At 71.1% G+C, this 25,002-nt stretch carries 25 protein-coding genes; 14 read left to right on the top strand and 11 right to left on the bottom strand.

Annotated features, from left to right (window positions below):
* Positions 1 to 139: 139 nt before the first annotated feature.
* Positions 140 to 1,129 carry a C40 family peptidase gene (locus CLV40_RS28715; protein WP_245931628.1) on the top strand — a complete coding sequence of 330 codons (990 nt, stop codon included), beginning with the start codon at positions 140 to 142 and terminating at the stop codon, positions 1,127 to 1,129.
* A gap of 691 nt (positions 1,130 to 1,820) precedes the next feature.
* On the opposite strand, the gene CLV40_RS28710 is transcribed toward CLV40_RS28715, so the two are convergent.
* On the bottom strand, positions 1,821 to 3,170 hold the full coding sequence (locus CLV40_RS28710) for a gluzincin family metallopeptidase (RefSeq protein WP_104482128.1): 1,350 nt from the start codon (positions 3,168 to 3,170) through the stop codon (positions 1,821 to 1,823).
* 195 nt (positions 3,171 to 3,365) lie between these two features.
* Between CLV40_RS28710 and CLV40_RS28705 the strand changes: the two genes are divergently transcribed.
* Positions 3,366 to 4,514 carry a glycosyltransferase family 4 protein gene (locus tag CLV40_RS28705; RefSeq protein ID WP_104482127.1) on the top strand — a complete coding sequence of 383 codons (1,149 nt, stop codon included), beginning with the start codon at positions 3,366 to 3,368 and terminating at the stop codon, positions 4,512 to 4,514.
* On the opposite strand, the gene CLV40_RS28700 is transcribed toward CLV40_RS28705, so the two are convergent.
* From CLV40_RS28700 to CLV40_RS28675, 6 genes are all read right to left on the bottom strand, one after another.
* On the bottom strand, positions 4,502 to 7,474 hold the full coding sequence (locus CLV40_RS28700) for an NACHT domain-containing protein (protein WP_104482126.1): 2,973 nt from the start codon (positions 7,472 to 7,474) through the stop codon (positions 4,502 to 4,504). The genes CLV40_RS28705 and CLV40_RS28700 overlap by 13 nt on opposite strands.
* Positions 7,475 to 7,484: 10 nt before the next feature.
* Positions 7,485 to 7,778 (bottom strand): hypothetical protein, encoded by a 294-nt coding sequence (locus CLV40_RS28695; protein WP_104482125.1) that lies wholly within the window; start codon positions 7,776 to 7,778, stop codon positions 7,485 to 7,487.
* Entirely contained in the window at positions 7,775 to 8,026 is a 252-nt protein-coding gene (locus CLV40_RS28690) for a hypothetical protein (protein ID WP_104482124.1), read from the bottom strand. Before CLV40_RS28690 ends, CLV40_RS28695 begins: the two co-directional genes overlap by 4 nt.
* The gene (locus tag CLV40_RS28685) at positions 8,023 to 9,045 is read right to left on the bottom strand and encodes a C40 family peptidase (RefSeq protein ID WP_104482123.1); all 1,023 of its coding nucleotides are present in this window, start codon (positions 9,043 to 9,045) and stop codon (positions 8,023 to 8,025) included. The genes CLV40_RS28690 and CLV40_RS28685 overlap by 4 nt, the downstream gene beginning before the upstream one ends.
* A complete protein-coding gene (locus CLV40_RS28680) occupies positions 9,045 to 9,380 on the bottom strand; it encodes a hypothetical protein (protein ID WP_104482122.1) in 336 nt (111 codons plus the stop codon). Before CLV40_RS28680 ends, CLV40_RS28685 begins: the two co-directional genes overlap by 1 nt.
* Before the next feature lie 97 nt (positions 9,381 to 9,477).
* A complete protein-coding gene (locus CLV40_RS28675) occupies positions 9,478 to 11,241 on the bottom strand; it encodes an AMP-dependent synthetase/ligase (RefSeq protein WP_104482121.1) in 1,764 nt (587 codons plus the stop codon).
* Between the two features lie 55 nt (positions 11,242 to 11,296).
* On the opposite strand from CLV40_RS28675, the gene CLV40_RS28670 reads away from it, so the two are divergent.
* Genes CLV40_RS28670 through CLV40_RS28645 form a run of 6 tightly spaced genes read left to right on the top strand, consistent with a single transcriptional unit; the run spans position 11,297 to position 15,335 of the window.
* On the top strand, positions 11,297 to 11,677 hold the full coding sequence (locus CLV40_RS28670; protein WP_104482120.1) for an SRPBCC family protein: 381 nt from the start codon (positions 11,297 to 11,299) through the stop codon (positions 11,675 to 11,677).
* A gap of 10 nt (positions 11,678 to 11,687) precedes the next feature.
* A complete protein-coding gene (locus CLV40_RS28665) occupies positions 11,688 to 12,476 on the top strand; it encodes a metallophosphoesterase family protein (RefSeq protein ID WP_104482180.1) in 789 nt (262 codons plus the stop codon).
* Positions 12,477 to 12,500: 24 nt separating this feature from the next.
* Positions 12,501 to 12,941, top strand: a complete 441-nt coding sequence (locus tag CLV40_RS28660; protein ID WP_104482119.1) for an SRPBCC family protein — start codon at positions 12,501 to 12,503, stop codon at positions 12,939 to 12,941.
* An 8-nt stretch (positions 12,942 to 12,949) separates the two neighbouring features.
* Positions 12,950 to 14,089 (top strand): ArsA family ATPase, encoded by a 1,140-nt coding sequence (locus CLV40_RS28655; protein WP_104482118.1) that lies wholly within the window; start codon positions 12,950 to 12,952, stop codon positions 14,087 to 14,089.
* Entirely contained in the window at positions 14,086 to 14,418 is a 333-nt protein-coding gene (locus CLV40_RS28650; protein ID WP_104482117.1) for a hypothetical protein, read from the top strand. The genes CLV40_RS28655 and CLV40_RS28650 overlap by 4 nt, the downstream gene beginning before the upstream one ends.
* Entirely contained in the window at positions 14,415 to 15,335 is a 921-nt protein-coding gene (locus tag CLV40_RS28645; protein ID WP_104482116.1) for an ROK family protein, read from the top strand. The genes CLV40_RS28650 and CLV40_RS28645 overlap by 4 nt, the downstream gene beginning before the upstream one ends.
* A gap of 797 nt (positions 15,336 to 16,132) precedes the next feature.
* Here the strand turns inward: CLV40_RS28645 and CLV40_RS28640 are convergent.
* Positions 16,133 to 16,585 carry a hypothetical protein gene (locus CLV40_RS28640; protein ID WP_104482115.1) on the bottom strand — a complete coding sequence of 151 codons (453 nt, stop codon included), beginning with the start codon at positions 16,583 to 16,585 and terminating at the stop codon, positions 16,133 to 16,135.
* Positions 16,582 to 17,352 (bottom strand): alpha/beta hydrolase, encoded by a 771-nt coding sequence (locus CLV40_RS28635; protein ID WP_104482114.1) that lies wholly within the window; start codon positions 17,350 to 17,352, stop codon positions 16,582 to 16,584. The genes CLV40_RS28640 and CLV40_RS28635 overlap by 4 nt, the downstream gene beginning before the upstream one ends.
* Positions 17,353 to 17,630: 278 nt before the next feature.
* Here CLV40_RS28635 and CLV40_RS28630 point away from each other — a divergent pair, with 278 nt between their 5' ends.
* Positions 17,631 to 18,368, top strand: a complete 738-nt coding sequence (locus CLV40_RS28630) for a lysophospholipid acyltransferase family protein (protein WP_104482113.1) — start codon at positions 17,631 to 17,633, stop codon at positions 18,366 to 18,368.
* Between the two features lies 1 nt (position 18,369).
* On the opposite strand, the gene CLV40_RS28625 is transcribed toward CLV40_RS28630, so the two are convergent.
* The gene (locus CLV40_RS28625; RefSeq protein ID WP_146108274.1) at positions 18,370 to 19,458 is read right to left on the bottom strand and encodes a hypothetical protein; all 1,089 of its coding nucleotides are present in this window, start codon (positions 19,456 to 19,458) and stop codon (positions 18,370 to 18,372) included.
* A gap of 53 nt (positions 19,459 to 19,511) precedes the next feature.
* On the opposite strand from CLV40_RS28625, the gene CLV40_RS28620 reads away from it, so the two are divergent.
* The 5 genes from CLV40_RS28620 to CLV40_RS28600 all read left to right on the top strand — a co-directional run bounded on the left by CLV40_RS28620 (position 19,512) and on the right by CLV40_RS28600 (position 23,945).
* Positions 19,512 to 20,027 (top strand): polyadenylate-specific 3'-exoribonuclease AS, encoded by a 516-nt coding sequence (locus CLV40_RS28620; RefSeq protein ID WP_104482111.1) that lies wholly within the window; start codon positions 19,512 to 19,514, stop codon positions 20,025 to 20,027.
* Between the two features lie 106 nt (positions 20,028 to 20,133).
* Positions 20,134 to 21,159 (top strand): 6-phosphofructokinase, encoded by a 1,026-nt coding sequence (locus CLV40_RS28615; RefSeq protein WP_104482110.1) that lies wholly within the window; start codon positions 20,134 to 20,136, stop codon positions 21,157 to 21,159.
* A gap of 96 nt (positions 21,160 to 21,255) precedes the next feature.
* Positions 21,256 to 21,723: a TspO/MBR family protein gene (locus CLV40_RS28610; protein WP_104482109.1), complete on the top strand. Its 468-nt coding sequence runs from the start codon at positions 21,256 to 21,258 to the stop codon at positions 21,721 to 21,723.
* Positions 21,724 to 21,750: 27 nt separating this feature from the next.
* Entirely contained in the window at positions 21,751 to 23,124 is a 1,374-nt protein-coding gene (locus tag CLV40_RS28605) for an amidase family protein (protein ID WP_104482108.1), read from the top strand.
* On the top strand, positions 23,121 to 23,945 hold the full coding sequence (locus tag CLV40_RS28600; protein WP_181043788.1) for an aminoglycoside phosphotransferase family protein: 825 nt from the start codon (positions 23,121 to 23,123) through the stop codon (positions 23,943 to 23,945). Before CLV40_RS28605 ends, CLV40_RS28600 begins: the two co-directional genes overlap by 4 nt.
* On the opposite strand, the gene CLV40_RS28595 is transcribed toward CLV40_RS28600, so the two are convergent.
* Entirely contained in the window at positions 23,935 to 24,969 is a 1,035-nt protein-coding gene (locus CLV40_RS28595) for a DUF2891 domain-containing protein (RefSeq protein WP_219824139.1), read from the bottom strand. The genes CLV40_RS28600 and CLV40_RS28595 overlap by 11 nt on opposite strands.
* Positions 24,970 to 25,002 lie beyond the last annotated feature (33 nt).

Here is a 25,002-nt window from a genome sequence, read left to right as displayed (position 1 = left end):
AAGGCGCCGCACCGGCCCGTGGGCACCGAGGCGGCCCCGTCGGCGGTAAGACGGACGAAGGAGTACGCGCGACGTGTCGTCGCATCGACTCAAACGTGCAAAGCGTGGTGCGCTGAGTGTCACGGCCGTCATCGCCGTGGTGGCTTTCTCGCCTTCCCCCGCGTACGCCCAGCCCCCGGCCCCGCCCACGAACGCTTCCGAGGCGGTCAAGCAGTACCAGGACCTGAGCAAGCAGGCCGAGAAGGTCAACGAGGACCTGCTCAAGGCCAAGGCCGACCTCGAGGTCAAGAAGGCCGAACTCGAGAAGGCGACCAACGACGTCAACGTCGCGGCCGCCAACGAGAAGCAGGCCAAGGCCCTCGAGGAGCAGTTCCGCGGCCAGGTCGACGCGCTGGCCAGCGCCTCCTTCCAGGGTGCCCGGTTCAACAAGATCTCGGCGCTGCTCACCGGGACCTCCGCGGACGACTTCCTCGAGCGCGCCTCCGCGCTCAACGTGCTCGCCGCGGACAACCAGGAAGCGCTGTCGAAGTACACCGGTGCTGTGACCACCGCCGCCGAGGCCCGCAAGCTCGCGGAGGACGGCCAGCGCCGCGCCACCGAGGCCAAGGCCGCCGCGGAGAAGCTCACCGCCGACATCACCAAGACGGCCCAGGACCTCGAGGCCCAGAAGCAGACCGTCCTGGCGGCGAAGGCCCGGCTGACGCCCAAGGAGACCAAGGAGCTCGAGGGTCCCAAGGACGACGGCGTCTACCTGGCCCCCGCCGGCGCGGCGGGCAAGGCCATGGAGGTCGCCCTCGCCCAGCGCGGCGACCCCTACGTGTGGGGCGCCGAGGGCCCGAACAGCTTCGACTGCTCCGGCCTGACCATGTACGCCTACGCCGCGGCGGGCGTCAGCCTGCCGCACTCGAGCCGCTCCCAGTACGGCTACGGCAAGTCCGTGTCCCGCAGCGAGCTCCAGCCCGGCGACCTGCTGTTCTACGGCGGCAGCGCGAGCTCCATCCACCACGTCGCCATGTACATCGGCGGCGGCAAGATCGTCCACGCCTCCACCTCGGGCGTCCCGGTCAAGACCGACACCATTGACGGCGGCGGCCGCGACTACCTGGGCGCCAAGCGCATCGTCGGCTGACGACCCGCAAGTCCACGACCGTGACCGGGACCCGAACCAACGGGTCCCGGTCACGGTCTTTTTCGCCCCTGCCCAATCCGGGCCCGCCCGCTCGCGCCTCCACCAGCACCCTCACCAGCCGAAACGCGTTGTCCGCGGCCAGGTCGATCATGTTCGAGCTGATCGAATCGGCGTTCGACGCCGTCGAATCGACGTCGGGTGGTCCGTCCACCAGCAGATCCGCGGCCCGTTTGCCGGTCACGCCGTTTCGGGATCGCCGTGCGGACCCGGCGCTGGCGCAGCCGGCCTTCCGGCTTGACGCCCAGGTCCCGCCCATACGGTCCCAGGCTTGCGCCTTCCGTTGCGCGGCCGTCCGCCCACCTCCGACCTGGGGAGCCACACCTCGATCGGCGAGCGCGCCCGGCACGGCCGATCGCGGGCTCGCTGGTCCACCACGATCAGCAACTGTCAAACCCCGTCGAACCAGGTCCGAGACTCAGGCTCACTGCTGAACCGCCCCACCCCGCCCCCAGGACAGCCCCCGCCCTCCACCGGGGGGACAGCCCTGCTCCAGCTTATCGGCGAGGGGGTGGCGGGGGAGGCTCGGCGATTTCCTGTGGATTGGTACGGGGCATGTGGATGGATGCCGGATAGAAGTTGATCATGAACGGGGAGCGGTGCGGCGGGGCTGAGGCGGCGGGGTGGGTGGAGGTCAGCGCAGGGTGAGGCGCAGGTAGCGCTGCCACTCGGCGAGGAGGCCGCCGCGGTCCAGGCCGATGGCGCGGCGGAGGAGTTCGTCGGTTTCGCTGGCTGAGATGGGGCCCGCGCCCGCCAGCTCCCGGTACAGGGAGATCAGCCGGGGCTCGCCGAAGCGGTCGGCGAGGAAGCGGGCCAGGGACCAGGCTTGCTGGTAGGCCAGGTCGAGGCTGCGGTCGCGGGCGCGGAACTCGCGGTCGTCGGGCAGGGTGCTCGGCGGGCCGGACTCGCGCACGCGCCGCGCCAGGTCGGGGGCGCCTTGGGCCAGCGTTATCCCGCTGTCGCGGTACCCGATGTAGTCGGCGAAGCCCTCCAGCAGCCACATCGGTGACCCGTCGACCGTGGCGGCGCGGGCGGCGACGTGGGTGATCTCGTGGCGGAGCACCACCCGCAGCGACGACAGCGACAGGGCGCGAGCACCCGCCGGGCTCAGCACGACCCGTTGGCCGGTGGCGGTGTGCTTGGCGGTGTCGACCCGGTCGGCGATGGCCACCGCGACCACCGAGTCGACCGGGAAGTCCGGCCCGACCAGGGCGCGCATCTCCTCCGGGCTGTCCGGCAGGAACAGCGCGACCCGCTTGGGCCACGCGTCGCCCCAGACCTCGCTCACCGCGCGCACCGACGGGTCCAGCTCGCGGACCAGCCGGTCGACCATCGGTTGGCTGCCGCGGTGGGCCAGGACCAGCCCGTTCTCCGTCGTCGCGACGACGCACGGCCCGAAGTCCCACGGCCCGCGCCACGTGCGCCTGCCCAGGTCGTTGAGCGCGGTGTCCGACCGCAGGTACCAGGCACCCGCGCGCTTGGCGAACAGGTAGCCCATGGTCCGCGTGGTCGGCATCTGGTCGATGCCGCGCAGCGCGTACCGCAGCTCGACCCCCGGCGCCCACAGCTCGGCCGAAGGGTCGGCGACCGGCGTGGGCAGCGAGGTGAGGTCGAGGGTGTCGTCGGGGCGGAGGATGTAGGACCAGGCGTCGAAGGGGACGTCGCCGAGGTTGGCGAACAGCGCCCGCTGCGCCTCCAGGAAGGTGGGTTCGGCCTGTGGGTCGAGGGTCGCGGTGAAAGCGGCCTCGTCACGTCTGACCAGGGCATCCGCCCGCCGGTGCAGCAGCTCGGTGATCGCACCCGCGCGCGCCGTGTCCTCGGGCTCGGTGGGCGGCGGCACCGCTCCCAGGGGCTGCCCCTGCCTGACCTGCGCCTCGGGCGACGCGACCGGCTGGTGCGGCAGCGACGCGACGGTGAGACCAGCCAACGCGACAACGGCGACAGCCGCGCTCAACCACGCCCTCGCCCTCGCCCTGCTGGCCACGCGCAAATCCTAGGTCGGCGGGGCGACACCCGCGACCAAGTCCACCTGCTTGCTTGATCAAGTACCCGCCCGGCCGACAATGCGCACCCCGAAAGTCCGGCCTAGGCACCACCGCCGCCCGGTTGAGGCCCACGGTGTGTCTCCGGTCACGTGGGCGCCGGGGAGTCCGCGCACCCCCGGGTCTAAGTTGGGAAGGTGCGTAAGACGCTCCTCGTCACCAACGACTTCCCGCCGAGGCCGGGGGGCATCCAGACGTACCTGCACTCCTTCGCGAAGTGGCTGCCGGGTCAGGAACTGGTGGTCTACGCACCGGCCTGGGACGGCGCGGCGGCTTTCGACGCGGCCCAACCGTTCCAGGTGGTCCGCCACCCGGGGAAGCTGATGGTGCCGACCCCGTCGGTGGCCCGCCGGGCCCGCGAGATCCTGCGCGCCGAGGGCTGCGACTCCGTGTGGTTCGGCGCCGCCGCCCCCCTGGCCCTGTTGGGCCCGGGCCTGCGGCGCGCGGGCGCGCGGAGGATCGTCGCGAGTACGCACGGGCACGAGGTGGGCTGGTCGATGTTGCCCGCCGCGCGGCAGGCGATCCGTCGGATCGGTAGTACGACGGATGTGATCACGTATGTCAGCCGGTACACCCGGGGCCGGTTCGCCGCCGCGTTCGGCGCGCAGGCCGCCCTGGAGCTTCTACCGTCCGGAGTGGACACTGAGGTGTATCGCCCGGATCCGGCTGCCCGGGCCGAGATCCGAGCCCGTCACGGGTTGGGAGACCGCCCGGTGATTGTCTGCGTGTCCCGGCTGATGCCGCGCAAGGGGCAGGATGTGCTGATTCGCGCCCTGCCGGAGATCCGCAAACGCGTCCCGGATGCGGCGTTGTTGCTGGTAGGCGGCGGCCCGTACCGTCCCCGGCTGGAGGCGTTGGCGCAGCAGGCGGGTGGAGACGTGGTTTTCACGGGTTCGGTTCCGTGGGAGGAACTCCCCGCCCACTACGCGGTGGGGGATGTCTTCGCGATGCCTTGTCGGACGCACGGCAAGGGGTTGGACGTGGAGGCGTTGGGGATCGTCTTCCTGGAGGCGGCGGCGACGGGGTTGCCGGTGATCGTGGGGGACTCCGGCGGTGCTCCGGAGACGGTGCTGGACGGTGAAACCGGCCATGTGGTGCACGGCCGCGAGGTCTCGAAGATCGCCGAGCACATCGCGGACCTGTTGGTGGACAAGGGAAAGGCTGCCCAGATGGGCGCTGCGGGCAGGCGGTGGATGGAGAAGTCCTGGCAGTGGCCGGACCGAGCCGCCCGCCTCCGGCACCTACTCGATGGCGAGACGGTCTACCGCTTCAGTCACGACAACTGACCCACCAGCTTCCACCAGGCGTTGGTGTCCAGGGAAGCCAGGTATTGGGCGGTCGCGCTGAACTTCAGGGGGTCGGCCGCGATCGCCTGGTCTACGATTTCTGCCCAGCCTGTGCGCCAGTCTTCGCGACTGCTTTGTAATTCCTCGAGTAAGCCAGGGTGGGCGGCCTCGGCAACCGCCAACGCCGTGTAGTGAGCGTTGATCGGTGCCGGATTTCGGGTGAGTATGCCGAGCAATTCGTATGCGAAATAGCTGCTGATTGTCGCGCCAATTCTGCTGAAGACTGCAAAGAGTTGCTCGTGCATGGCGGGATCGTCGATTTCGGTCAGACCATCCAGGTAGTCCTCCGGTTCGTACGTGTTGTTTATGTCGCCGATCATCAAGCGAAGTAGGGTCGTGGCGGTGAAGTATTTCGACCGCATGGCCGATTCGGGAAAGAATCCAGTCGGGTCGGTCAGCGTCCGGCCGAAGTAGATCTCGATCTCTGATTCACCTCGCAAGGAGGCCAGGTCTAGGGTGAAGTCGCGCCGGAGGCCTGCCGAGTCGGATCGCAACGTGCCATCGATGGCGGAGAAGCTGAGAAGATCAAGCAATCCCCGCAACCCTATGGCGTCCAATCCGGCCTCCCATAAGCTCACCACCTGCTGCCATGGTCCCAACACATCGTCGTCCGGCCAGATCTCGGCAAGGTGCAAGGTTTCGCTGTTCGTCGCTGCGAGTATGAAGAGATTTGCCGAGTATGCCGCCATAGTGCGAATAGCGTCAAGGGGAAGTGGGCGGTACTCGGTGAACTGTCGCCTGGTCTGACGTTCGCGGAAAGTGGCGAGAAGCTGCCTCAAGGCCCGGCTGACATGGTCTCGGTCGTGGGGATCAAGGTGGGAGAGTTCGTCTTTGATAAAGGATGTTGTGGGTGGTTGGATGGCGAACGGCTCATGGGAGAACAGGGTGAAAAGTTCGTCATCCTGGGGTTCCTGGGGGTACCCGAGGCCGTAGGCCACCTGGGCCATCCGGCACAGCACCTCGACTGCTCGGGCGGCGACGAGGTATTCCGCGATAGTGGCGTGCAGGAATTCGTAGCTGTGGACTTCTCCTGCCGCTATGGCCTTGTTGTCGTGGACGAAGAAGAACTCGCCTAGAACCCGATGGCCATCGGCGGCCTCAACGCCGAGGGCGTCCATGTCCTTGGTGAGGTCTGCCGCGGTGATGGATTGACGGCCGCGGTTGAACATGCCGAGCGCGGCTGCGGACAATCGTAGCCACTGCTCGTGCGCCGCTTGGTCCAGTTCGGCGCCACTCAGCGGGCGTCCCGCCTGCTTGGTGGCTTCCCGGCGGGCATAGGTGTTCAGGAGCTGGCGGTACAGTCCCGCTTTCGAGAGCTCTTCCTTGGTCGTTGTCTGGGGATCGACCAAGTAGAGAGTCAGCATCAGGAGCAGGAGTGGCTGGCGGGCCATGTCGCGCTGGGGCTCGGATAGGTCGGCGGTCATAGGCAGGGCGGGGTTGGCCTGGTTCCAGATGTGGATCCACTCGCCGATCTGGCCGTTGTTGAACTCTGCCAGTTTGATGACCGGGCAGTCTGCCGGGACGCGCACTCGGTCCACGACGAGGGTTCTGGAGGTCACGATGACGGAGACTGGGTGGCCCAGGTCGGCTTCGCGCTCTTGGAAGCGTTTGACTTCGGTTAGGTAGGTGCGGCGGTCGTGGGTGGTGGCTTGGAGGAGTTCGTCCAAGCCGTCCAACAGGACTACGCGGATGGTGTTGGTGGTTTGGGTGGCCAGGATGGGCCACTGGATGTCGTTGTGGGAGGCGGAGGCGAGGGACTTCTGGACCTGCTCCCAGATCTCGGCGTCCGCATCTACGTGGCGGAGGGGGACGCGGATGACGGTGTAGGTGTCCACGGGGAGACGGGCGGCCAAGACCTTGGTGAGTAGGGACTTTCCGGCTCCTGGGTCACCTAGTACGAGCATGGGGCGACGGGTGGCTTCGGGGGAGCTGAAGTGTTGGGCGAGGGTGAGGTCCAGGTCTCCGCCTAGGGGGACGTCGCGCCACCAGGACTCGTCGGAGAGGCGGGAGTGGGGGCCGGACTGGGTCAGGCGGAAGTGGGGGGTGATGAAGATGTCGTCTACTGAGGGGAAGACGGCATCTATCCCGTAGCCGTCGGTGTTGGCGTCGATGACCGGACGGGCGAGTTCTGCGCGGTTGATGTTGCCCAGTTGCTCGCGGAGGTCGGTGACGGTGCCTGCGCCGGGGGTGGTGAGGAGGGATTCCAGGCGGGCCAGGACTGTGCGGGTTGCTGAGTGTTCGGCGGTGTCGGACCAGACTTTGAACTCTGGGACGGTCTTGGCGAGCGTTAGGTAGTCCGAGCGGTAGCGGCCTGCCACGTCTACGGCGAAGGTGTCGGTGGACTGGTCCTGGGGTGTGTCGATGTCCAGGCCGGCGAGGAAGGCGGTGGCGCGCTCAAGGCAGGCGGACGCCCAGGTTCGGACGGCGGCGACGTTCTCCTCGAAGCCGCGCGTGCCCGACGGGATTGGGACCTCGGCCGTGTAGAGGTGGCGGACCAGGGGCTCGCCGTGGCGGGGCCAGTCGTTTTGGGCGAGCATCACCTTTTCGCGATTGGTGATGGCGGCCTGCTTGTACAGTTCGTGGTCGCGGTCGCGGAGGGTGTTGAAGAACGCGGCCAGGACGATTGTGGTGTGGGCGGCGACGACCAACTCGTGGCGGGCTAGGCCGTCGGTTCTGGTCAGGCGAGTCTGCACCGTGTCGAGGGACTGGCGTAGCAGGGTGGTGCTCTCGTTCTTCTGGTCTACCCAGCCCCACAGTTTGCTGATGGTCCAAGCCTCGGGGGCCGCGCCTGTGGCGAGGAGGATTCCGCCGAAGAGGGTGTTCAGGCGGGTCAGCCACTTGTGGTCGTGGTGGCCGAGGATTTTGAGGGCGCCGCTGAAGGTGATGGCCGGTTCGCGCACGCGGTACAGGTTACGGGGATAGGGACCAGGTTGGGGGTGTGTAGTCCGGTTCTGGGGGTTCGTTGGTGGGGAACTCCGTGCCGGTGTGGGGTTCGAGGATTGCCATGCCTTGGGCGAGGGCGTCCGCGGCGGCGCGGTGGGTGAGGGTGGTGATCTCGGCGGCGAGGGCGGACGCGGACATGGTGTAGGTGGTTGTGCCCAGGTCCAGGGCTATGAGGAGGCCGTCGACGGTGACTGTTGTCTTGATTCCGTGGTTGCCTGTTGCGGTGGCGGTGATGGATGACAGCCGCTCGGTGAGGGTCATTGGTGCCTCCAGGTGTGCGGTGTGGTTTCCTCCGGTTCTGGTTGTAGGCCAAGGAGTTCCGGGTCTATGCCGTTGAGCAGGTGCAGGACTTTGAGGTTCGCGGCGGTGGTGGCGGTTTGGATGACGCGGAGGATGGTGGCGGCCAGGTCGGGGTCGCGTAGTGCCGACTCGGTGAGGTGCAGGGATGCCAGGGCGCCGCCTGGGAAGACCTCGGCGGTGACGCCCGGTTCGGTGGCGTGGCCGGTCATGATGGGTGGACTCCGCCGTAGAAGGTGTTGTGGGACAAGGGGTGGGTGCGACGGACGACCGAGTCGGTGTTGGGACCGGAGTTGCCTTCGATGAGGGTTACCGTGGTGCCGTCGACCTTTTCGACTATGCCGATGTGCTTGCTGGTCTGGGGGCTCTGAGGGCCGGTGCCGAACAGGAGCACGTCGCCGGGGCGGGCCTTGTCGAGGTCGTGGTAAGCGAGGTTTTTGCCCTGGCCCCAGCGGAAGACGTCGCCGGTGAAGGGGTAGAGGGGGATGTTGACGCCGCTGCGGCGCCAGACCCAGGTGGCGAAGGACGAACACCACGAGGCCTGGGGGCCGTACTTGTTGGCGTTGTTCGAGCCCTCGCGGTAGCCGAGTTGGGTGGCGGCGGTGTGGGTGATCCGGGAGGCGGTGGAGTGGTTCGGGTGGTTGCCTTTGGGGGAAGGTGAAGGGGAAGGGTGAGAGGAAGGGGAAGAGTGGGGGTGGGGAGGAGGGGAATGGAGGGAGCGTAGGTGGGTGGCGGCGGCTTCGAGGTGGGAGCGGACCTCGGCTACGTGCTTGGTAGACTCGGCGGTGTAGTGCTGCACGAGGTCGGCGACCTGGGCGACAGCGCGTAGTAGCAAGGGTTTTTGGCCGACGGCCAAGCCCGCGTCCAGTACCCGGACGGCCTTCTCGGTGTACTCGTCGAGCAGGCGGGTTACGGCGGTGTGGCCGGCGTCCAGGGTGTGGGCCGCGTTCTTGGTGATTCGGGCGGCCTTCTTGGCGTTGTCGGCTGTGGACTCCAGGTACTTCCCGTATCGGTCGGCCTGGTGCGCGAAGCCGTCGGATGCCTTGCCCTGCCACTCCGACAGCAGGGAGCTGGTGGACTTGCGCTGGTTGTCTTGGTGTTCGGTAAGTCTTGTGTGGACTGTTGTGAAGGCCTGTTCCGCCTCTACGGCGTCGCCCACCTTGCCCGCCAACCGGTTGCGGTGCTCGATCATCTCCGCGGCGAAGTGCCGCGCGACCTGCCGGGTGTCCATCACGCCCCCCGGAACGACTCGGCGGCGTCGCGGTCGTCGCGCCGGTAGTCCGTGCCCGCCTGGGTGAGCGCGTGGCCCAGCTTCTCCGCACGCGAGACCGCGCCGTCGACGCGTTCGCCCAAGGTTTCCGCGAAGTCCTTCAAGGCCTCGGCGAAACCGGACTCCCGCCCGATCCACCCGAACCCGCGCCCGTCGACCACGGCCAGCTCCCGCTTCACCCGACGTACCTCGTCGGCGTGGTCCGCCAGGTCCTTGCCGCGGCGGCGCAGGCCGTCGGCGTCCACGGTGAACCCCAACGCCGCGTCGATCAGACCTATCAGTTCCCGCTCGTCCATCCCGGCTCCTCCCGCCTCGCCCACTCTCGCGGGAAGTCGGGCCCGGCGCCCATGGCCGGTGCACGGGCGGGCACGACCACTGCACAACCGGGACAGCTCAGGGGTGGTAGATCGCGGCGACCTCCGTGGCGTGGGACTTGAGGATCGCGTCGCGGCGGAGTTTGAGGCTGGGGGTCAGTTCGCCCGACTCCTCGGTGAAGTCGCGGGGCAGCACGACGAACTCGCGGATCGCCTCGGCTCGGGAGACCTGGAGGTTGGCCTCGTCGACGGCCGACTGGAGGTCGGCGCGCAGGTCCGGGTCGTCCGGGTCGACCGACGCCAGGCCGTGCCGAGCCAGCCAGTCCGGCAGGGCGTCGGCGTCGAGGGTGACCAGGGCGGCGATGAACGGCTGCCGGTCGCCGACGACCATGCACTGGCTGACCAGCGGATGCCTGCGGACCGCGTCCTCCAGCACCGCCGGGGCGACGTTCTTGCCGCCCGCGGTCACGATGATCTCCTTCTTGCGGCCCGTGATCCGCAGGTAGCCGTCGTCGTCCAGCTCGCCGAGGTCGCCGGTGCGCAGCCAGCCGTCGGGGAAGGTCTCCTCGGTGGCGGACGGGTTGTTCCAGTACCCCGACGACACCATGTCCCCGCGCAGCGCGACCTCCCCGTCGTCGAGCACGCGGATCGCCACCCCCGCCACCGGTCGCCCGACCGTGCCGACGCGGAAGTGCCCCGCCGTGTTCACGCACACCGCCGCGGCCGTCTCCGTCAGCCCGTACCCCTCGTACACCGGGATCCCCACACCTCGGAAGAAGTGCGCCAGCCGCGCCCCCAGCGGCGCGCTCCCCGAGATCGCCGCCACGCACCGGCCGCCGAAGGCCGCTCGCAGCCGCCCGTAGACCAGCAGGTCCGCCACCGCCCGCTGCGCCGCCAGCACCAGCGACCCCGGCGACTCGCTCGACCGCACCGCGACCGACTCGGCCAGGTCGAACACCGGCCCCAGGCCCGACGCGTGCGCGCGCTGCCGGGCCGACGCGTACACCTTCTCGAACACCCGGGGCACCGCCACCACGAACGTCGGCCGGAACTCCGCCAGGTCGTCGGTCAGCGTCCGCACGTCCGGCAGGTGACCCAGCGTGGTGCGGGTGTAGACGCAGCACAGCGCGATCGCGCGGGCGAACACGTGCGCCAGCGGCAGGAACACCAGCATCGCGTTGCCCTCGCGCATCAGCTCCGGGAACGCCACGTGGTCCGCGCGCACCTCGGCCAGCAGGTTGCGGTGCGTCAGCACGACCCCCTTCGGCCGACCCGTGGTCCCGGACGTGTAGACCAGCGACGCCACGTCCGACGCGCGCACCGCGCGGTGCCGGGCCGCCAGCGCGTCGTCGTCGACCGACGCGCCCAGGGCCGACAGCTCGTCGACCGCCGACCCGTCGAGCTGCCAGATCCGCTCGACCGCACCCAGCCGGTCGACCACGCCCTCCACCACCGCCCGGTGCGCGGCGGTCTCCACGACGACGCCCCGCGCGCCCGAGTCGGACAGGATCCACGCCACCTGCTCGGCCGACGACGTCTCGTACACCGGCACCGTCACGCACCCCGCCGCCCAGATGGCGAAGTCCAGCAGCGTCCACTCGTAGCGGGTGCGCGACAGCAGCGCGACCCGGTCGCCCGGTTCGAGACCGCTCGCCACCAAACCCTTCGCCACCGCGCGCACGTGCGCGGCGAAGTCGCGTGTGGTGACCGCGGTCCACACCCCGTCGACCCGTCTGCGGAACGCCACCGCGGCGGGGGACAGCCGGGCGTTGGCCCACACCATGTCGGTGAGGTTCTCCACCTCGGTCACCGGCGCGCTGACCGGCACGCTGAACTCCCGCACCCGACCCCTCCGAGTCTCCTAGGCCACTGCCCGACCACCGTGACATGCTGCCGGAATGCCGCAAGTCGACGTCGTGGACGAGACCTTCATCGCCGTGCCGCCCGCCACCGTGGCCGCCGTCTTCGCCGACCCGGCCGCGTGGCGCCGCCACTGGCCCGACCTCGTGCTGGCGGTCTACGCCGACCGCGGCGCCGAGGGCCTGCGCTGGACCGTGCGCGGCGCGCTCACCGGCACCATGGAGGTCTGGCTGGAGACCGTGCTCGACGGCACCCTCGTGCACTACTTCCTGCGCGCCGACACCCCGACCCCGCTCACCCCGCGCAGGCTCGACCGCGAGCGGGTCCGCCGCCAGCTCGCGGCCAAGGAGCTCGCGCTCGGGCTCAAGGCCGTCTTGGAGGGTGGACGAGCCCCGGGGGTCGCGCCCGCGCCCGCGTAGGGTGGTCGTCGTGCGGGTCCACGTGGTGTCCGATGTGCACGGCAACGCCGAGGCCCTGGCGCGGGCCGGGGAGGGCGCCGACGCGCTGCTGGTCCTCGGTGACCTGATCGACTTCGTGGACTACCACGACCACGCGGGCGGCATCATGGGTCGGATCTTCGGCCCGCGGCGGGTCGGCGAGTTCGCCCGGCTGCGCCGCGAGCGCAGGCACGACGCCGCCGCGGCCTTCGCGCGGGAGCTGTGGCAGGGGCTCGACGACGCCGCCGACACGGTGCGCGAGGCGATCCGCGCGCAGTACAAGGAGCTGTTCGCGGCGATGACCGCGCCCACCTACGCCACGCCCGGCAACGTCGACCAGCCCGCGTTGTGGCCCGAGTTCGTCGGTGACGGTGTGCGGGTGCTCGACGGCGAGACGGCCGAGATCGGTGGTCTGCGGTTCGGGTTCGTCGGTGGTGCGCTGCTGGCCCCCGGCGCCATACCGCGACGCGGCACTGTCTTCACCCCGTACCTGCGCACCGCCGAGGACTTCGGTGCGGCCGTAGTGGGACTGGGCGCTGTTGACGTGTTGTGCAGCCATGTGCCGCCCGCAGTGCCGGAACTCACCTACGACGTGCTGGCTCGCCGCGCCGAGATCGGCTCGCACGCGCTCGTGGACGCCATTACCGCACATCGGCCCCGGTGGGCGATGTTCGGACACGTGCACCAACCGCTGGCACCCCGGCTGCGGTTGGGCCTTACCGAGTGCGCGAACGTGGGGCACTTCCAGCGGACCGGGCGACCTTACGTGCTCCAGTGGTAAGAGCGACCCGGTAGCCTCCCCGGCATGGCCGACGAGTCCACCCAGTCCATCGTCGTCGACGCGCCCGCCGAGGAGATCATGGCGGTGATCGCGGACTTCCCGGCGTACCCCGAGTGGGCGAAAGCGTTCACCAAGGCCGAGGTGCTGACCCGGGGCGCCGACGCCCGGGCCGACCAGGTCGCCTTCACCATCGAGTCCGGCCCGTTCAAGGACTCCTACACCCTGGCCTACACCTGGACGGCCGACGGTCTCACCGTCGACTGGACGCTGGTCAAGGGGCAGATGCAGCGCGCCCAGAAGGGCCGCTACCAGCTCACCCCGGAGAGCGACCGGCGCACGAAGGTGACCTACACGCTGTCGGTGGAGCTGGCCGTGCCGATGATCGGCCTGTTCCGCCGCAAGGCCGAGAAGATGATCATGGACACCGCGCTCAAGGAGCTCAAGCGCCGGGTCGAGCGGGACTGACCGCCCGGGTGCGCGTCCTGCTGTTCACCGGCAAGGGCGGGGTGGGCAAGACCACCCTCGCCGCGGCCACGGCCGCCCGGGTCGCCGCGGCGGGCCGCAAAGCGCTGGTCGTCTCCACCGACCCCGCGCACTCCCTCGCCGACGTCTACGGCGTCCCGGTCGGCGCCGAGCCTTCCGAAGTGGACACCTCGCTCTACGCCGCGCACGTCGACGCCCGCGCCCTGGCCGACCGCGCCTGGCCGGGCCTGCGCGACAGCGCCCGGTCCTTCGCCGCCGGTCTCGGCCTCGACGCGCTGGACGCCGAGGAGCTGACCGTGCTGCCCGGCGTCGACGAGGTGCTGGCGCTCACCGAGATCGCCCGCCTGGCCGAGACTGGCACGTGGGAGGCCCTGGTCGTCGACTGCGGCCCGACCGCCGAGACCCTGCGGCTGCTGGCCCTGCCCGAGGCCGTCTCCGGCTACCTCGACCGGATGCGCGGCGCCCGGCTGGTCGCCGACCTGCGCGCGGCCTCCGACGCCGTGGCGCGGCTCGCCGACCACGCGGAGCGGCTGCGCGCGCTGCTGACCGACGCGGCCGTGCGGCTCGTGTTCACCCCCGAACGGGTCGTAGTGGCCGAGACGCGACGCACCCTCGCAGCGCTCGCCCTGCGCGGTGTGCACGTGGAGGCCCTGGTGGCCAACCGGTTGGTGCCGCGCGCCAGTCGCTGGCACGGTCCGGCGGCGTCGTGGATGCGGACCCGGAGGGCTGAACAGGACCGTGTGTTGTCCGAATTGGACGTATCCACCCCGCTGACCGTGCACCGGGTAGAGCATTCCGCGCAAGAGCCGGTTGGTGTCGACGCGTTGCTTGCGTTGGCGGACGAGCTCTATGGGGAGAAAGACCCTCTTGCGGTTCGTGGGTCGAACGAGCCGTTGTTGTCGGTAACCGCCGACGGTCAGGACTACCTGCTCAGAATCGCGCTCCCGGTCCCGGACAGCAGCGATCTGGACCTGGCACGGGTCGGGGACGACCTGGCGGTGACGATCGATGGCGTGCGGGGCTTGATCGCGCTGCCGCTGGTGCTCCGCCGCTATACCGTGACCGACGCCGAGGCCGACGGCGCGGGACTGGTCCTGCGCATGGAGCCCGATCGGGAAGGTGGGCGGTGAGCAGCGCGGAACCGGGCAGCCGACTGGCCGACGAGCTGGTGTTGCTGCTGGCCGCCGTCGCCGAGCGGGCCGGACCGTGGCTGGACCGGGTGGCCGCGGAACACGACGCCGGTTGCCAGTCTTGCGTGTTGTGCGCGTTGGTGGCCGTAGTGCGCGGTGAGCCCAATGAGCTGGCCGCGAAGAGCATCGACCGTCTCGCCGACGTAGTGGCGCTCCTGCGCGCGGTACTCGCCGACCGCTGGCACCCCGGCGAACCGCACATGCCTGGCTTCCGGCCGGAGCCCGCGCCTTCGGGGCGCGTGCGGCGCATCCCGGTCCGCCGGAGGTGACGACCATTGGGGTCGATGTGGGGGGAACGAGAGTCCGGGCCGGGGTAGTCGACCGCCACGGAACGGTCCTCGACACCGTGCACGGGTCGACACCCTCCGGCGAGGAGGAGCTGGAAGAGGCTGTCTGCGCCTCGGTAGAGGAATTGCGGCAACGGCACACGGTTAGCGCCGTCGGGCTCGCGGTGGCCGGGTTCGTGGGAAGTGACCGTCGGACCGTGCTGTTCGCGCCGCACCTACCGTGGCGCGCGGCGCCGGTGGCGGACCGGATCGCCGACCGGATAGGGCTGCCGGTCGTGCTGGAACACGACGCCAACGCCGCCGGGGTCGCCGAACACCGCTTCGGGGAGCTGCGCGGGGCCCGGGTGGGGTTGCTGATCGCGTTGGGGACGGGGATCGGCGGGGCGCTCATCGTGGACGGTGAGGTGTTCCGCGGGGCCCACGGGGTGGCGCCGGAACTGGGGCACCTGCGGCTCGTGCCGGGCGGGCGGCGGTGCGGGTGCGGGAAGGCCGGGTGCTGGGAGCGGTACTGCAGCGGGACCGCGCTGGTGGCCACGGCGATCGGGCTGATGGCCGAGCACCGGTCCACCGTGCTGGCCGGGGTGGCCGAGCGGGACCTGACCGGTCGCCTCGTGGCCTCGGCGGCACGCGACGGCGACCCGGTGGCGGTGCTGGCGGTGGCGGAGTTGGCCCGGTGGTTGGGGGAGGGCCTGGCGCTGGCCGCCGACGTCTACGACCCGGACCTCGTCGTCATCGGTGGCGGGGTGTCCGACTCGGCCGAGCTGTTCCTGGACGACGCTCAGGCGCACTTCCACTCGGTGATCACGGGGTCGGGGCACCGCCCGGCCGTGCGGGTCCGCCCGGCGCGGCTCACGCAGAACGCGGGGATCGTGGGGGCGGCGACGCTGGCCGCGGGGTGAGTGGGGCCCGTGCGGCGGTGGATTGCGCGGGTCGGCCTGGCGGGACTTGCGGAGGCCGCGGGGCGTTCAGCGGGGAGTGCCCGGGCTGTGGGTTGTCGGGCAGGCCGCTGGATGGGCACGCGGATTCGCTTGGCGGGATCGTGGGCTGCCGCGCGATGCGGATCGGCGGAGGTGGGAATCCGTTCGCGAACGCCGGGCGCGGACTGAGTTCGGCGTGGGAGTTCGCCGCGGGCGGGGTCCCCGCGCGAAGGCTTGGAGATGATCAAGGCGTGCCTCCGGCCCCCGGGTATCCACGCTACCGGCGGGCACCGACGGTTTCCGGCGGAGATGATCAAGCCTGTGGACAACCCGGTCACGCCGGGGGTGAAGTGCGCACGGCACTTGTCCGGTTGTTCTACCGGCGGCGGCAGCCGGGGACGTTGGTGGCGGGGCCGGTGGTGCGGGCGGCGTTCCGGTTGTCGCTGCGGGACGCGGGGTCTGCGCGGGGTGCCGGGTCGGCGGGCGTCGAGCGGGAGGCGGCCTGCCTGCGGAGTGGCGGCCGGTGTGTTCTCGGTGCGAGGTGCGGGATCCGGGCGGGTTCCGCGGTCGCGGGTGATCTTGATGTGCCTCCGGCCCCCGATATCCACGCTAGTCGGAGGGGGCGACGGTACCGGTCGGTAGCGCGATCATGCCTGTGGACAACCGGCCGAGAAGGTGGATCCAGACCGGTTTTGGGCGGTTGTCCACAGGCATGATCGACTGGTTCGCCGAATTGTCGGTGCCCCCCGATAGAATTGATCCGGGGGCCGGAGGCATACCTAGACCTGGGCGCCGTTGTCGTCCGGGTCGGTCGGCGGGGTTTTGCGGGTGCGCAGCAGGAGCAGGGCGATGCCCGCGGCCAGGGCGATCAGGCCCGCCGGGGTCGCTATGCGGGCGTCGAGGCCGATCAGGGCGGGCAGCAGCAGGAGCACGACACCGGCGACCAGGGCCACCAGCGCCACGATCGTCATCGGCCGCAGCTTCGGCAGCGGTGGGGGCTCCGGCGGCTCGTAGTGCTCGTTCTCGTTGTCGTCCGCCCAGTCGATCTCGGTCTCGTGGGCGCGCCAGGTCGCGGTCGGGGCCGCCAGGGCCGGGGTGCCGGTGGGCGGCGTCTCCGGTTCGCCCAGGTCGTCCGGCAGGTCGCGGCCGACGCCCTCGCGCTCCAGGTCGGCGACTATCTGGGCGAACGCGGCGTCCACGTCCTCCGGACCGTCGCCGGGACGGCTCTTCACACCAGATCACCTGCCCGCTCGGCACGTACCCGCCCGATGAACTCGGCGCTCCGGTCGAAGATGACCTGGGCGTCGTGGTCGAGGGTGGCGACGTGGTAGCTGTTCTCGAGGACGACCTCGGTGACGTCGGTGCTGGAGATCCCGCGCAGGACCACCGCCGAGTTCTCTGGCTCGACGACGTGGTCCACCGCGGAGTGCAGCACCAGCGCCGGTTGGGTGACCCTCGGCAGGTCCCGGCGCACCGTCCTCCACAGCTTGGCCAGACTCGCCAGCGCGCGCAACGGGGTGCGGGTGTACGCCTGCTCGCTCACCCCCGGCTTGGCGATGTCGTTGCCGATCGCCGCGACCGAGGGCACCAGCCTGGCCAGCACCGAGACCACCTTGACGTCCTTGCGCAGCGACATCACCGACGGGTTCACCACTACGACGCCCGCCAGGTCGTCCCCGTGCTCCTCGGCCAGCCGCAGGACGAGCGCGCCGCCCATGGACAGCCCGCACGCGAACACGGTGTGGCAGGACCCGCGCAGCTCGGTGAACGCGGCCTCGACCGCGCCGTACCACTGCGGCCAGGTCGTGCGGTTCATCTCCTGCCAGGTGGTGCCGTGCCCGGGCAGCAGCGGCAGCCGCACGCTGTGCCCGGCGGCGACCAGGTGCTCGGCCCACGCCCGCATGCTGATCGGTGAGCCGGTGAAGCCGTGGCTGAGCACGACTCCGATCCCGGTGGAGCCGTCGTGCGCGAAGCTCTCCGCGCCGGGGACTGCGGGCACCCCGCCCTCCTAAGATCATCACCGGTGGGCCCGAGCCGATCACTCGTGAGCCGGGCCGTGTCGCCATGGTCGCACGAACCGGGCCCGGTGTGTCCGCGCCCGCAAGGGGTGGATGTGCCGGGTTCGGCCGTCGATTCTCGCCGCCTGTGTATCCGGCATCTCGCCAGGCCGCCACCGCGTTACTTCCGGCGGGTGATCGAGTGCGGCCATTGTGCGGTCGCGGCGCCGGTTCGTAGGCTCGTCCGGGTCGCCCGGTGAAGACGAGGAGTTCTGGTCGAGTGCTGTACTGGCTGATGAAGTGGGTCCTGCTGGGCCCGCTGCTGCGCCTGTTCTTCCGCCCCCGCGTCGAGGGCCTGGAGAACGTGCCCGCCGACGGCGGTGCGCTGCTGGCCAGCAACCACCTGGCGGTGTCCGACTCGTTCTTCCTGCCGCTGGTGGTCCCGCGCCGGGTCACCTTCCCGGCGAAGCTGGAGTACTTCACCCAGCCCGGGCTCAAGGGCCGGTTCAAGAAGTGGTTCTTCGCGGGCGTCGGCCAGATCCCGATCGACCGCTCCGGCGGCTCGGCGGCGCAGGCCGCGCTGGACACCGTGATCCGGCTGCTGCGCGAGGGCCACCTGGTCGGCATCTACCCCGAGGGCACCCGCTCGCCGGACGGACGCCTCTACCGGGGCAAGACCGGGGTCGCGCGGATCGCCCTCGAGGCCCGGGTGCCGGTGGTGCCCGTGGTCATGATCGGCACCGACAAGGCCAACCCCATCGGCTCGAAGGTGTGGCGGCCGTACCCGATCCGGATCAAGATCGGCAAGCCGCTGGACTTCAGCCGCTACCAGGGCCTCGCGGGCGACCGGTTCGTCGAGCGGTCGATCACCGACGAGGTCATGTACGCCCTGATGGAGCTGTCCGACCAGGAGTACGTCGACATCTACGCGGCCAAGGCCAAGGCGCAACCGGTCTCGCTGCCCACCCAGCCCGACGCCCGCACCGCCGACCGCCTCCCGGAGCGCGAGGCGGGCTGACCTACCGCAGCGCCCCCGCGTCCACCCGCCACAGGGCGCCCCCCGCGATCACCTGGACCTCGGTGCCCACGAGCGAGGCCGCGCTGACCGGCCCGCTCGGCCCGTCGACGTCCCGCACGCCCCACTGCCCGTCCGCGAACCGCGCGACCCGCACCTTGGCCCCGTCCCACACGACCTGCACCAGCGCGCCGTCGACCTCGATCGGCGGCGCGACGACGTCGTGGTCGCCCACCGGCACGTCCGGCACACCCGGCAGCGGGTGCCACCCGTCCGCCGCCAACCGCCAGATGGTGAGCTTCCCGCCACTACGCCCGGACACCGCACAACTCTCGCCCACGCAGTGCACGGCCATCGCCGTGCCGGAGGAGAGTACGGTCCGGGTCCAGTCCCGCGTACCCGTGCGCGACCGCCACACGACCGCCTGCTCATCACCCTGCGCGGCCTGCCACCCCACGGCCAGCAGGCCCTCGCCGAGCCGCGTCGCCGCGAGCGGGAAGGTCAGCGCGGTGGCCGAGCTGCGCAACTCGGTCTCCGACTCACCCCGCGCCCAGTAGCCCTCACCGCCCGGTTCCGGCGTCCACGTGGCCACGTCGAACCCGGCGTCCTTGCTCTCCCAGGTGCCGACCACGACCGGGCCGGACGGGGTGATCGCCGTGCCGACCAGGTCGCCCGCGCCGTAGCCACCGAAGGTGCTGAACCCCTGTCGGCGCTCGGTAAGACCGGTCGCGTCGCCATCCCACACCGACCAGCGGACGTTGCCGTGCGCGCCACCACGCTCACCGCCTACCGCGACGATCGCCTTCCCATCGGTGGCAATCGCCGTCCACCGTGCCAAGAGGCCATATGGCGTAGTTCCCTTAACCGGGACCTCGGTTAGCGCGCCGCCACCATCGCGGCGGTAGAGGCCCGGGTGCTCGTCTTTGCGCGTACCGACCAAGAGGGAGTTGCCGAAGTCGGTGAGAGTTACCGCTTCAACACCAGGTGGTAAGTCGATCCTGCCGAAGACCACCGCGGACGGCGTAGTGGCCCCACCGCACCCCGCCGTGACCATCGCGGCGACGAGCACCGCCCCAACCGCCCCTTTGCGCATCCCGCCAGTATCCACTCGCGATCAACCCCCGCCCCTGACCTAGGCTTTGCCCGGTGAGGTACTTCTACGACACCGAGTTCATCGAGGACGGAACGACCATCGACCTGGTGTCGATCGGTGTCGTCGGCGAGGACGGGCGCGAGTTCTACGCGGTTTCCACCGAGTTCGACCCGGACAAGGCGGGCACCTGGGTGCGCGCCAACGTGCTCGACAAGCTCCCGTCGCCCGCCGACAAGGCCTGGTGCGACCGCGGCGAGATGCGCAAGCGGCTGCTGGAGTTCCTGACCACGCCCCGGTCCAAGGACAAGATCGAGCTGTGGGCCTGGTTCGGCGCCTACGACCACGTCGTGCTCGGCCAGCTGTGGGGCGCCATGCCCGCGCTGCCCCGGCAGATCCCCCGGTTCACCCGCGAGCTGCGCCAGCGCTGGGAGGACGTGGGCAAGCCGACCCTGCCGCCCCCGCCGCAGGACGCGCACGACGCGCTCGCCGACGCCCGGCACAACCTCGTCCGGTGGAAGGTCATCGACGCGGAGTGGCGCAGGCGGGTGGTCGACCCCCACGGGAGCTGACCACCGGGTGGGAACCCTCCTTGCTATACCGATTCAGTTGCCGGCAGGCTGACACCCGTACCAGTGATGGCCATCACGGTCACGATGTGTTGGAGGGTCGGTAGCGATGCGGGTCGGCGTACTCACCGGTGGCGGCGACTGCCCCGGGCTGAACGCGGTCATCCGGGCGGTCGTGCGCAAGGGGATCGAGGCACACGGCTGGGAGATCGTCGGTTTCCGCAACGGCTGGAAGGGCCCGCTGGAAGGCGAGTCCCGGCCGATCGGGCTCGACGACGTCGAGGACATCCTCACCCGGGGCGGCACCATCCTCGGTTCGTCGCGCACCAACCCCTACAAGGTCGAGGACGGCGTCGACCGGATCAAGGCCGTGCTGGCCGAGCAGGGCGTCGACGCGCTCGTCGCGATCGGCGGCGAGGACACCCTCGGCGTGGCGAAGCGGCTCACCGACGACGGCGTCGGCGTGGTCGGCGTGCCCAAGACCATCGACAACGACCTCGGCGCCACCGACTACACCTTCGGCTTCGACACCGCGGTGCACATAGCGACCGAGTCGATCGACCGGCTGCGCACCACCGCCGAGTCGCACCACCGGGCGCTGGTCGTCGAGGTCATGGGCAGGCACGCGGGCTGGATCGCGCTGCACTCCGGCCTCGCGGGCGGCGCGAACGTGATCCTGGTGCCCGAGCGCGAGTTCAGCGTCGCCAAGGTCATCGAGTGGGTCGAGCGGCGGTTCGAGCGGCAGTACGCGCCGATCATCGTGGTGGCCGAGGGCGCGCTGCCCGAGGGCGGCAACGAGGTCCTGCTGACCGGCGAGAAGGACGCCTTCGGGCACGTCCGGCTGGGCGGCGTCGGCACCTGGCTGGCCGAGGAGATCGCGGCGAAGACGGGCAAGGAGTCCCGCGCGGTCGTGCTCGGCCACACCCAGCGCGGCGGCACCCCGACCGCCTACGACCGGGTGCTGGCCACCCGGTTCGGCCTGCACGCGGTCGACGCGGTCGCCGACGGCGACTTCGGCGTGATGGTCGCGCTGCGCGGCACGGACATCGTCCGGGTCAAGCTGTCCGAGGCCACCGCCGAGCTCAAGACCGTGCCGCTGGAGCGCTACGCCGAGGCCGAGGTCTTCTTCGGCTGATGACGCGCGTCCCGGGCGCGGCGCGCCGCGCCCGGGAACGCTCAGCAGGCTGAGCTTCGAGTTGTGGGACCCGCCCGGGCGGGGTGAACTTGAGCCATGGTCACCCGTTCGAAGGACTGGCTCGTGCTCGGTGGGTTCATCCTGCTGAGCTACGCCGTGGCCGCGCTGGGCGCGCTGGCGACCGCCGACAACGTGCGCGGCTGGTACGCCACCGCGGACAAGCCCGCCTTCACCCCGCCGAACTGGCTGTTCGGTCCCGTGTGGACGGTCCTGTACCTGCTGATCGGCATCGCGGGCTGGGTCTTCTGGATGCGCCGCGACCGGTTGGGGCTGTGGCTGTGGGCCGCGCAGCTGTTGCTCAACCTCGCCTGGACACCCGCGTTCTTCGCGCTGCGCTGGCTGTGGCCCGCGTTCGCGGTCATCCTGCTGCTCGACGTCGCCGTCGCCGTCGCGCTGGTCCGCCTCTACCGGATCCGGAAGGCGGCGGCGCTGCTGTTCGCGCCCTACCTCGCGTGGATCCTGTTCGCGTCGCTGCTCAACGCGGGTGTCGCGAGCCTCAACTAGCCACCCGTTCGGACTAGGGTGCGGGCTATGGACGAACTGCTCTGGGCCGGTGCGGACGCCCAGGCACGCGCCCTTCGCGACGGGTGGGTGTCCGCGCCGGAACTGCTGGAGTCGGTACTACGGCGCGCGGAAGACCTCGCCGACACGGTTAACGCTTTCCGTGTCCTCTATACCGAGGAAGCCCGTCAAGCCGCCGTGGACGCACAACGCAGGTTGGACGCCGGAGAGCGCACACCGTTGTTGGGCGTACCCGTCGCGGTGAAGGACGATCTCGACGTCGCGGGTGACGTGACCGCCATGGGTGGCAGACCGCAGTTCCCGCCCGCTGCGGCGGATTGCGACGCGGTGGCCCGTCTACGCGCGGCGGGAGCCGTGCTGGTCGGGCACACCCGGACACCGGAACGCTGCCTGTGGCCGTTCACCGAGAGTTCGGGCGCGGGCCCCACACGCAACCCCTGGGACCTCCGCCGCACCGCGGGTGGCTCCTCGGGCGGGTCCGCCGCGGCCATCGCGGCGGGCATCGTGGGCGTGGCGACCGGTTCCGACGGGGGCGGGTCCATCCGGATCCCGGCCGCCGCGACCGGCGTGTTCGGGCTGAAGACCTCGCGGCACCTGGTCTCGCAAGCGCCGCGCGAAGGCGGTTGGCAGGGCCTGTCGGTGATCGGCCCGCTGGGGCGCCGCGTGGCGGACGCGGCGGCCTTGCTGGACGTGCTCACCGGCACCGAGCAGCGCGGCGGGTACCGCGCGGCCGTCGACGTCGTGCCGGAGCCCGCGCGGATCGCCCTCGTGTGGCGCACCCCGGTCGGCCGCCCCCGGATGGACCAGACCTGGCGGCGGGTCGTGGCCCAGACGGCCGTCCGGTTCCGGTCGTTGGGGCACAGCGTCACCGAGGAGACCCTGCCGCTGGGGATCCGGCCGACGCCGCAGTTCGTGATCCGCTACCTCGCGGGCGTGGCCGAGGACGTGGCCGCCCTCCCCAACCCGAGGTGGCTGGAGGCCCGCACCCGCCGCATCGCGGCCGTGGGATCGCGCGTACCGCGCCGGGTGCTGCGGTGGGCGCTGTCGGCGGAAGACGACCTTCAGGAGCGGATGGCCGGGTTCTTCGCCCGCCACGACGTGGTGCTGCAGCCGACGTGGACGCGGACGCCGCCGGAGGTGGGCGCGTACCACGGTCACGGCGTGCTGTTCACCTGGTTGGGCGTGACCGCGCGGATCCCGTACTTCCCGACCTGGAACGTGCTGGGCTACCCGGTGGCGACCCTGCCGGTCGGCCAAGACGACCACGGCATGCCGGTCGGAGCGCAACTGGTCGGGCCGTCGGGCAGCGAGCGGTTGTTGCTGTCGCTGTCCGCGCAGTACGAGGGCGCGCACCCGTGGGCCGACCGGAGGCCGCCGCGGTGAGCGACGGGTTCGAGCAGCGGTTGCGGCGGCGGTTCGGGGATGGGGTGCAGACCTGGCTGGTCGGGCTGCCCGCGTTGCTGGACCGGCTCGCCGCGCGGTGGGGGTTGGAGCTGGGACAGGTGTTCCCCGACGGCAACTCGGCGGTGACGCTGCGGGCCGTGCGGGGCGGTGTGCCGGTGGTGCTGAAGGTGTCGCCGGAGGTCGAGTTCGCCGCCGAGCAGGCGGACGTCCTGCGGGCCTTCGCGCCCAGCGGGCGCGTGCCCGAGGTGCTGGCGAGCGCGGACGGCGCCCTGCTGCTGGAGCACATCGACGGCCGCGTCGGCTGGCCCACCCCGGACCGCTTCGCCGCGCTGCTGCGCGACCTGCACTCCGCCGTCCCCGACCCGACCCGCCACGCCCGCCGCGACCTGACCACCGGGTCGCGCGAGCTGGCCGAGCGCTTCCCGCCCACCGGTCCCGTCACCGCCGCCCACCTCGACCGCGGCTGGGCGCTGATGGACGAACTCGCCGCCACCCAGCGCGCCCACGTCCTGCTGCACGGCGACCTGCACCGCGACAACCTCCTCGACGCGGGCCCGCGCGGCCTGGTGGTCATCGACCCCAAGGCCATCCTCGGCGAACCCGAGTGGGACGCCATCGACTACGTCCTGGGCGCCGACGACATCCCCGCGCGGCTCACCGCGCTGCTCGACGAGTCCACCCTGGACCCGGACCGCCTCGAAGCCTGGTGCCGCGCCCTGGCGCCACCCGTCGCCATCGGCAGGCACCGCACCGGCAACCCGATCGACCACCTGCTCGACTGGATGACCGTCACGCGGTGAGCGCGCCCACGTCCAGGTAGGCGGCGAAGGTGCCCAGCCAGTGCTCGGCCGCGTAGCCGAAGCCGAAGACGTACCGCCAGCCCGCGCCGTGGTGCGCGGCCTCGGCCTCGCGGGCCAGCGCGACGTAGCGGTGGTCGGCGGGTAAGGACTCGGCGACGCCGCGCCAGCACCAGGTCCGGGACAGGGCCAGGCCCGCCAGGTGCGAGCCGTGCGGGTCGGCCGGGTCGTCGACCGGGACCGGGGCGCGCAGGACCTGCCAGCGGGGCGCGGTCAGGTCCGGGAGGAACGCGTCCAGCCAGGCGGCGAACTCGTCGGCGGACAGCACCCGGCGCAGCAGGTCGGCCTCGGCGAGCGCGGGCGACAGGAAGTCGGCCGCGCTGGGCTCGAAGCCGCCGTAGTCGCGGTCGGCGAGGTAGAAGCGGCGGGTGGCCGCCGCGCACGCGGTCTCCAGGTCGTGGTCGCCGACCGCGCGGGCCGCGTCCAGCCCCAGCGCCAGCGCGAACGCCGAGTTGGTGTGCGTGCCCACCCGGACCGGCCAGCGGGCCAGGCCGAGCCAGGTCAGCCACCGCGCTCGCACCGCCTTGACCAGCGGCCGCAGCGCCTCGGCCCACGCCGTGCCCTCGGGCCACGCGCGCAGCTCGGCGTCGAGCAGCAGCAGCCACGCCCAGCCGTAGGGGCGCTCCCAGAACTCGCCCTCGGGGGTGGCGAAGAACTCGGCCTCCACCGCCGCGCCCTCGGGCGTGAGCAGCCGGTTCAGCGTCGACAACGCCAGGTCGGCGCCCCGGAGCTGGGGGAACAGCCGCAGCAGGCGGACCGCGAGCCAGGTCTGGTGCACGCAGGAGTGCCAGTCGAACGACCCCGCGAACACCGGGTGCCGCGACCGCTGCGGCACCAGCTGCTCCGCGGAGTCGATGAGGTGCACCCAGTGCACCGGGTACTCGCGCTGGATGTTGGCCACAGCCGTGTCCAGCAGCCGCCGGGCCGTGTCGGGGTCGAGGCCGCCGGTGTCTCGTGCCGTGATCACCCGGCGCATCTTGCCGTCTGCAATTGGCCACGC

This window comes from Actinokineospora auranticolor (assembly GCF_002934265.1).
Taxonomy (GTDB): domain Bacteria; phylum Actinomycetota; class Actinomycetes; order Mycobacteriales; family Pseudonocardiaceae; genus Actinokineospora; species Actinokineospora auranticolor.
Note: the sequence above shows the minus strand (reverse complement) of the source record. Positions and strands in the feature narration are given on the sequence as shown.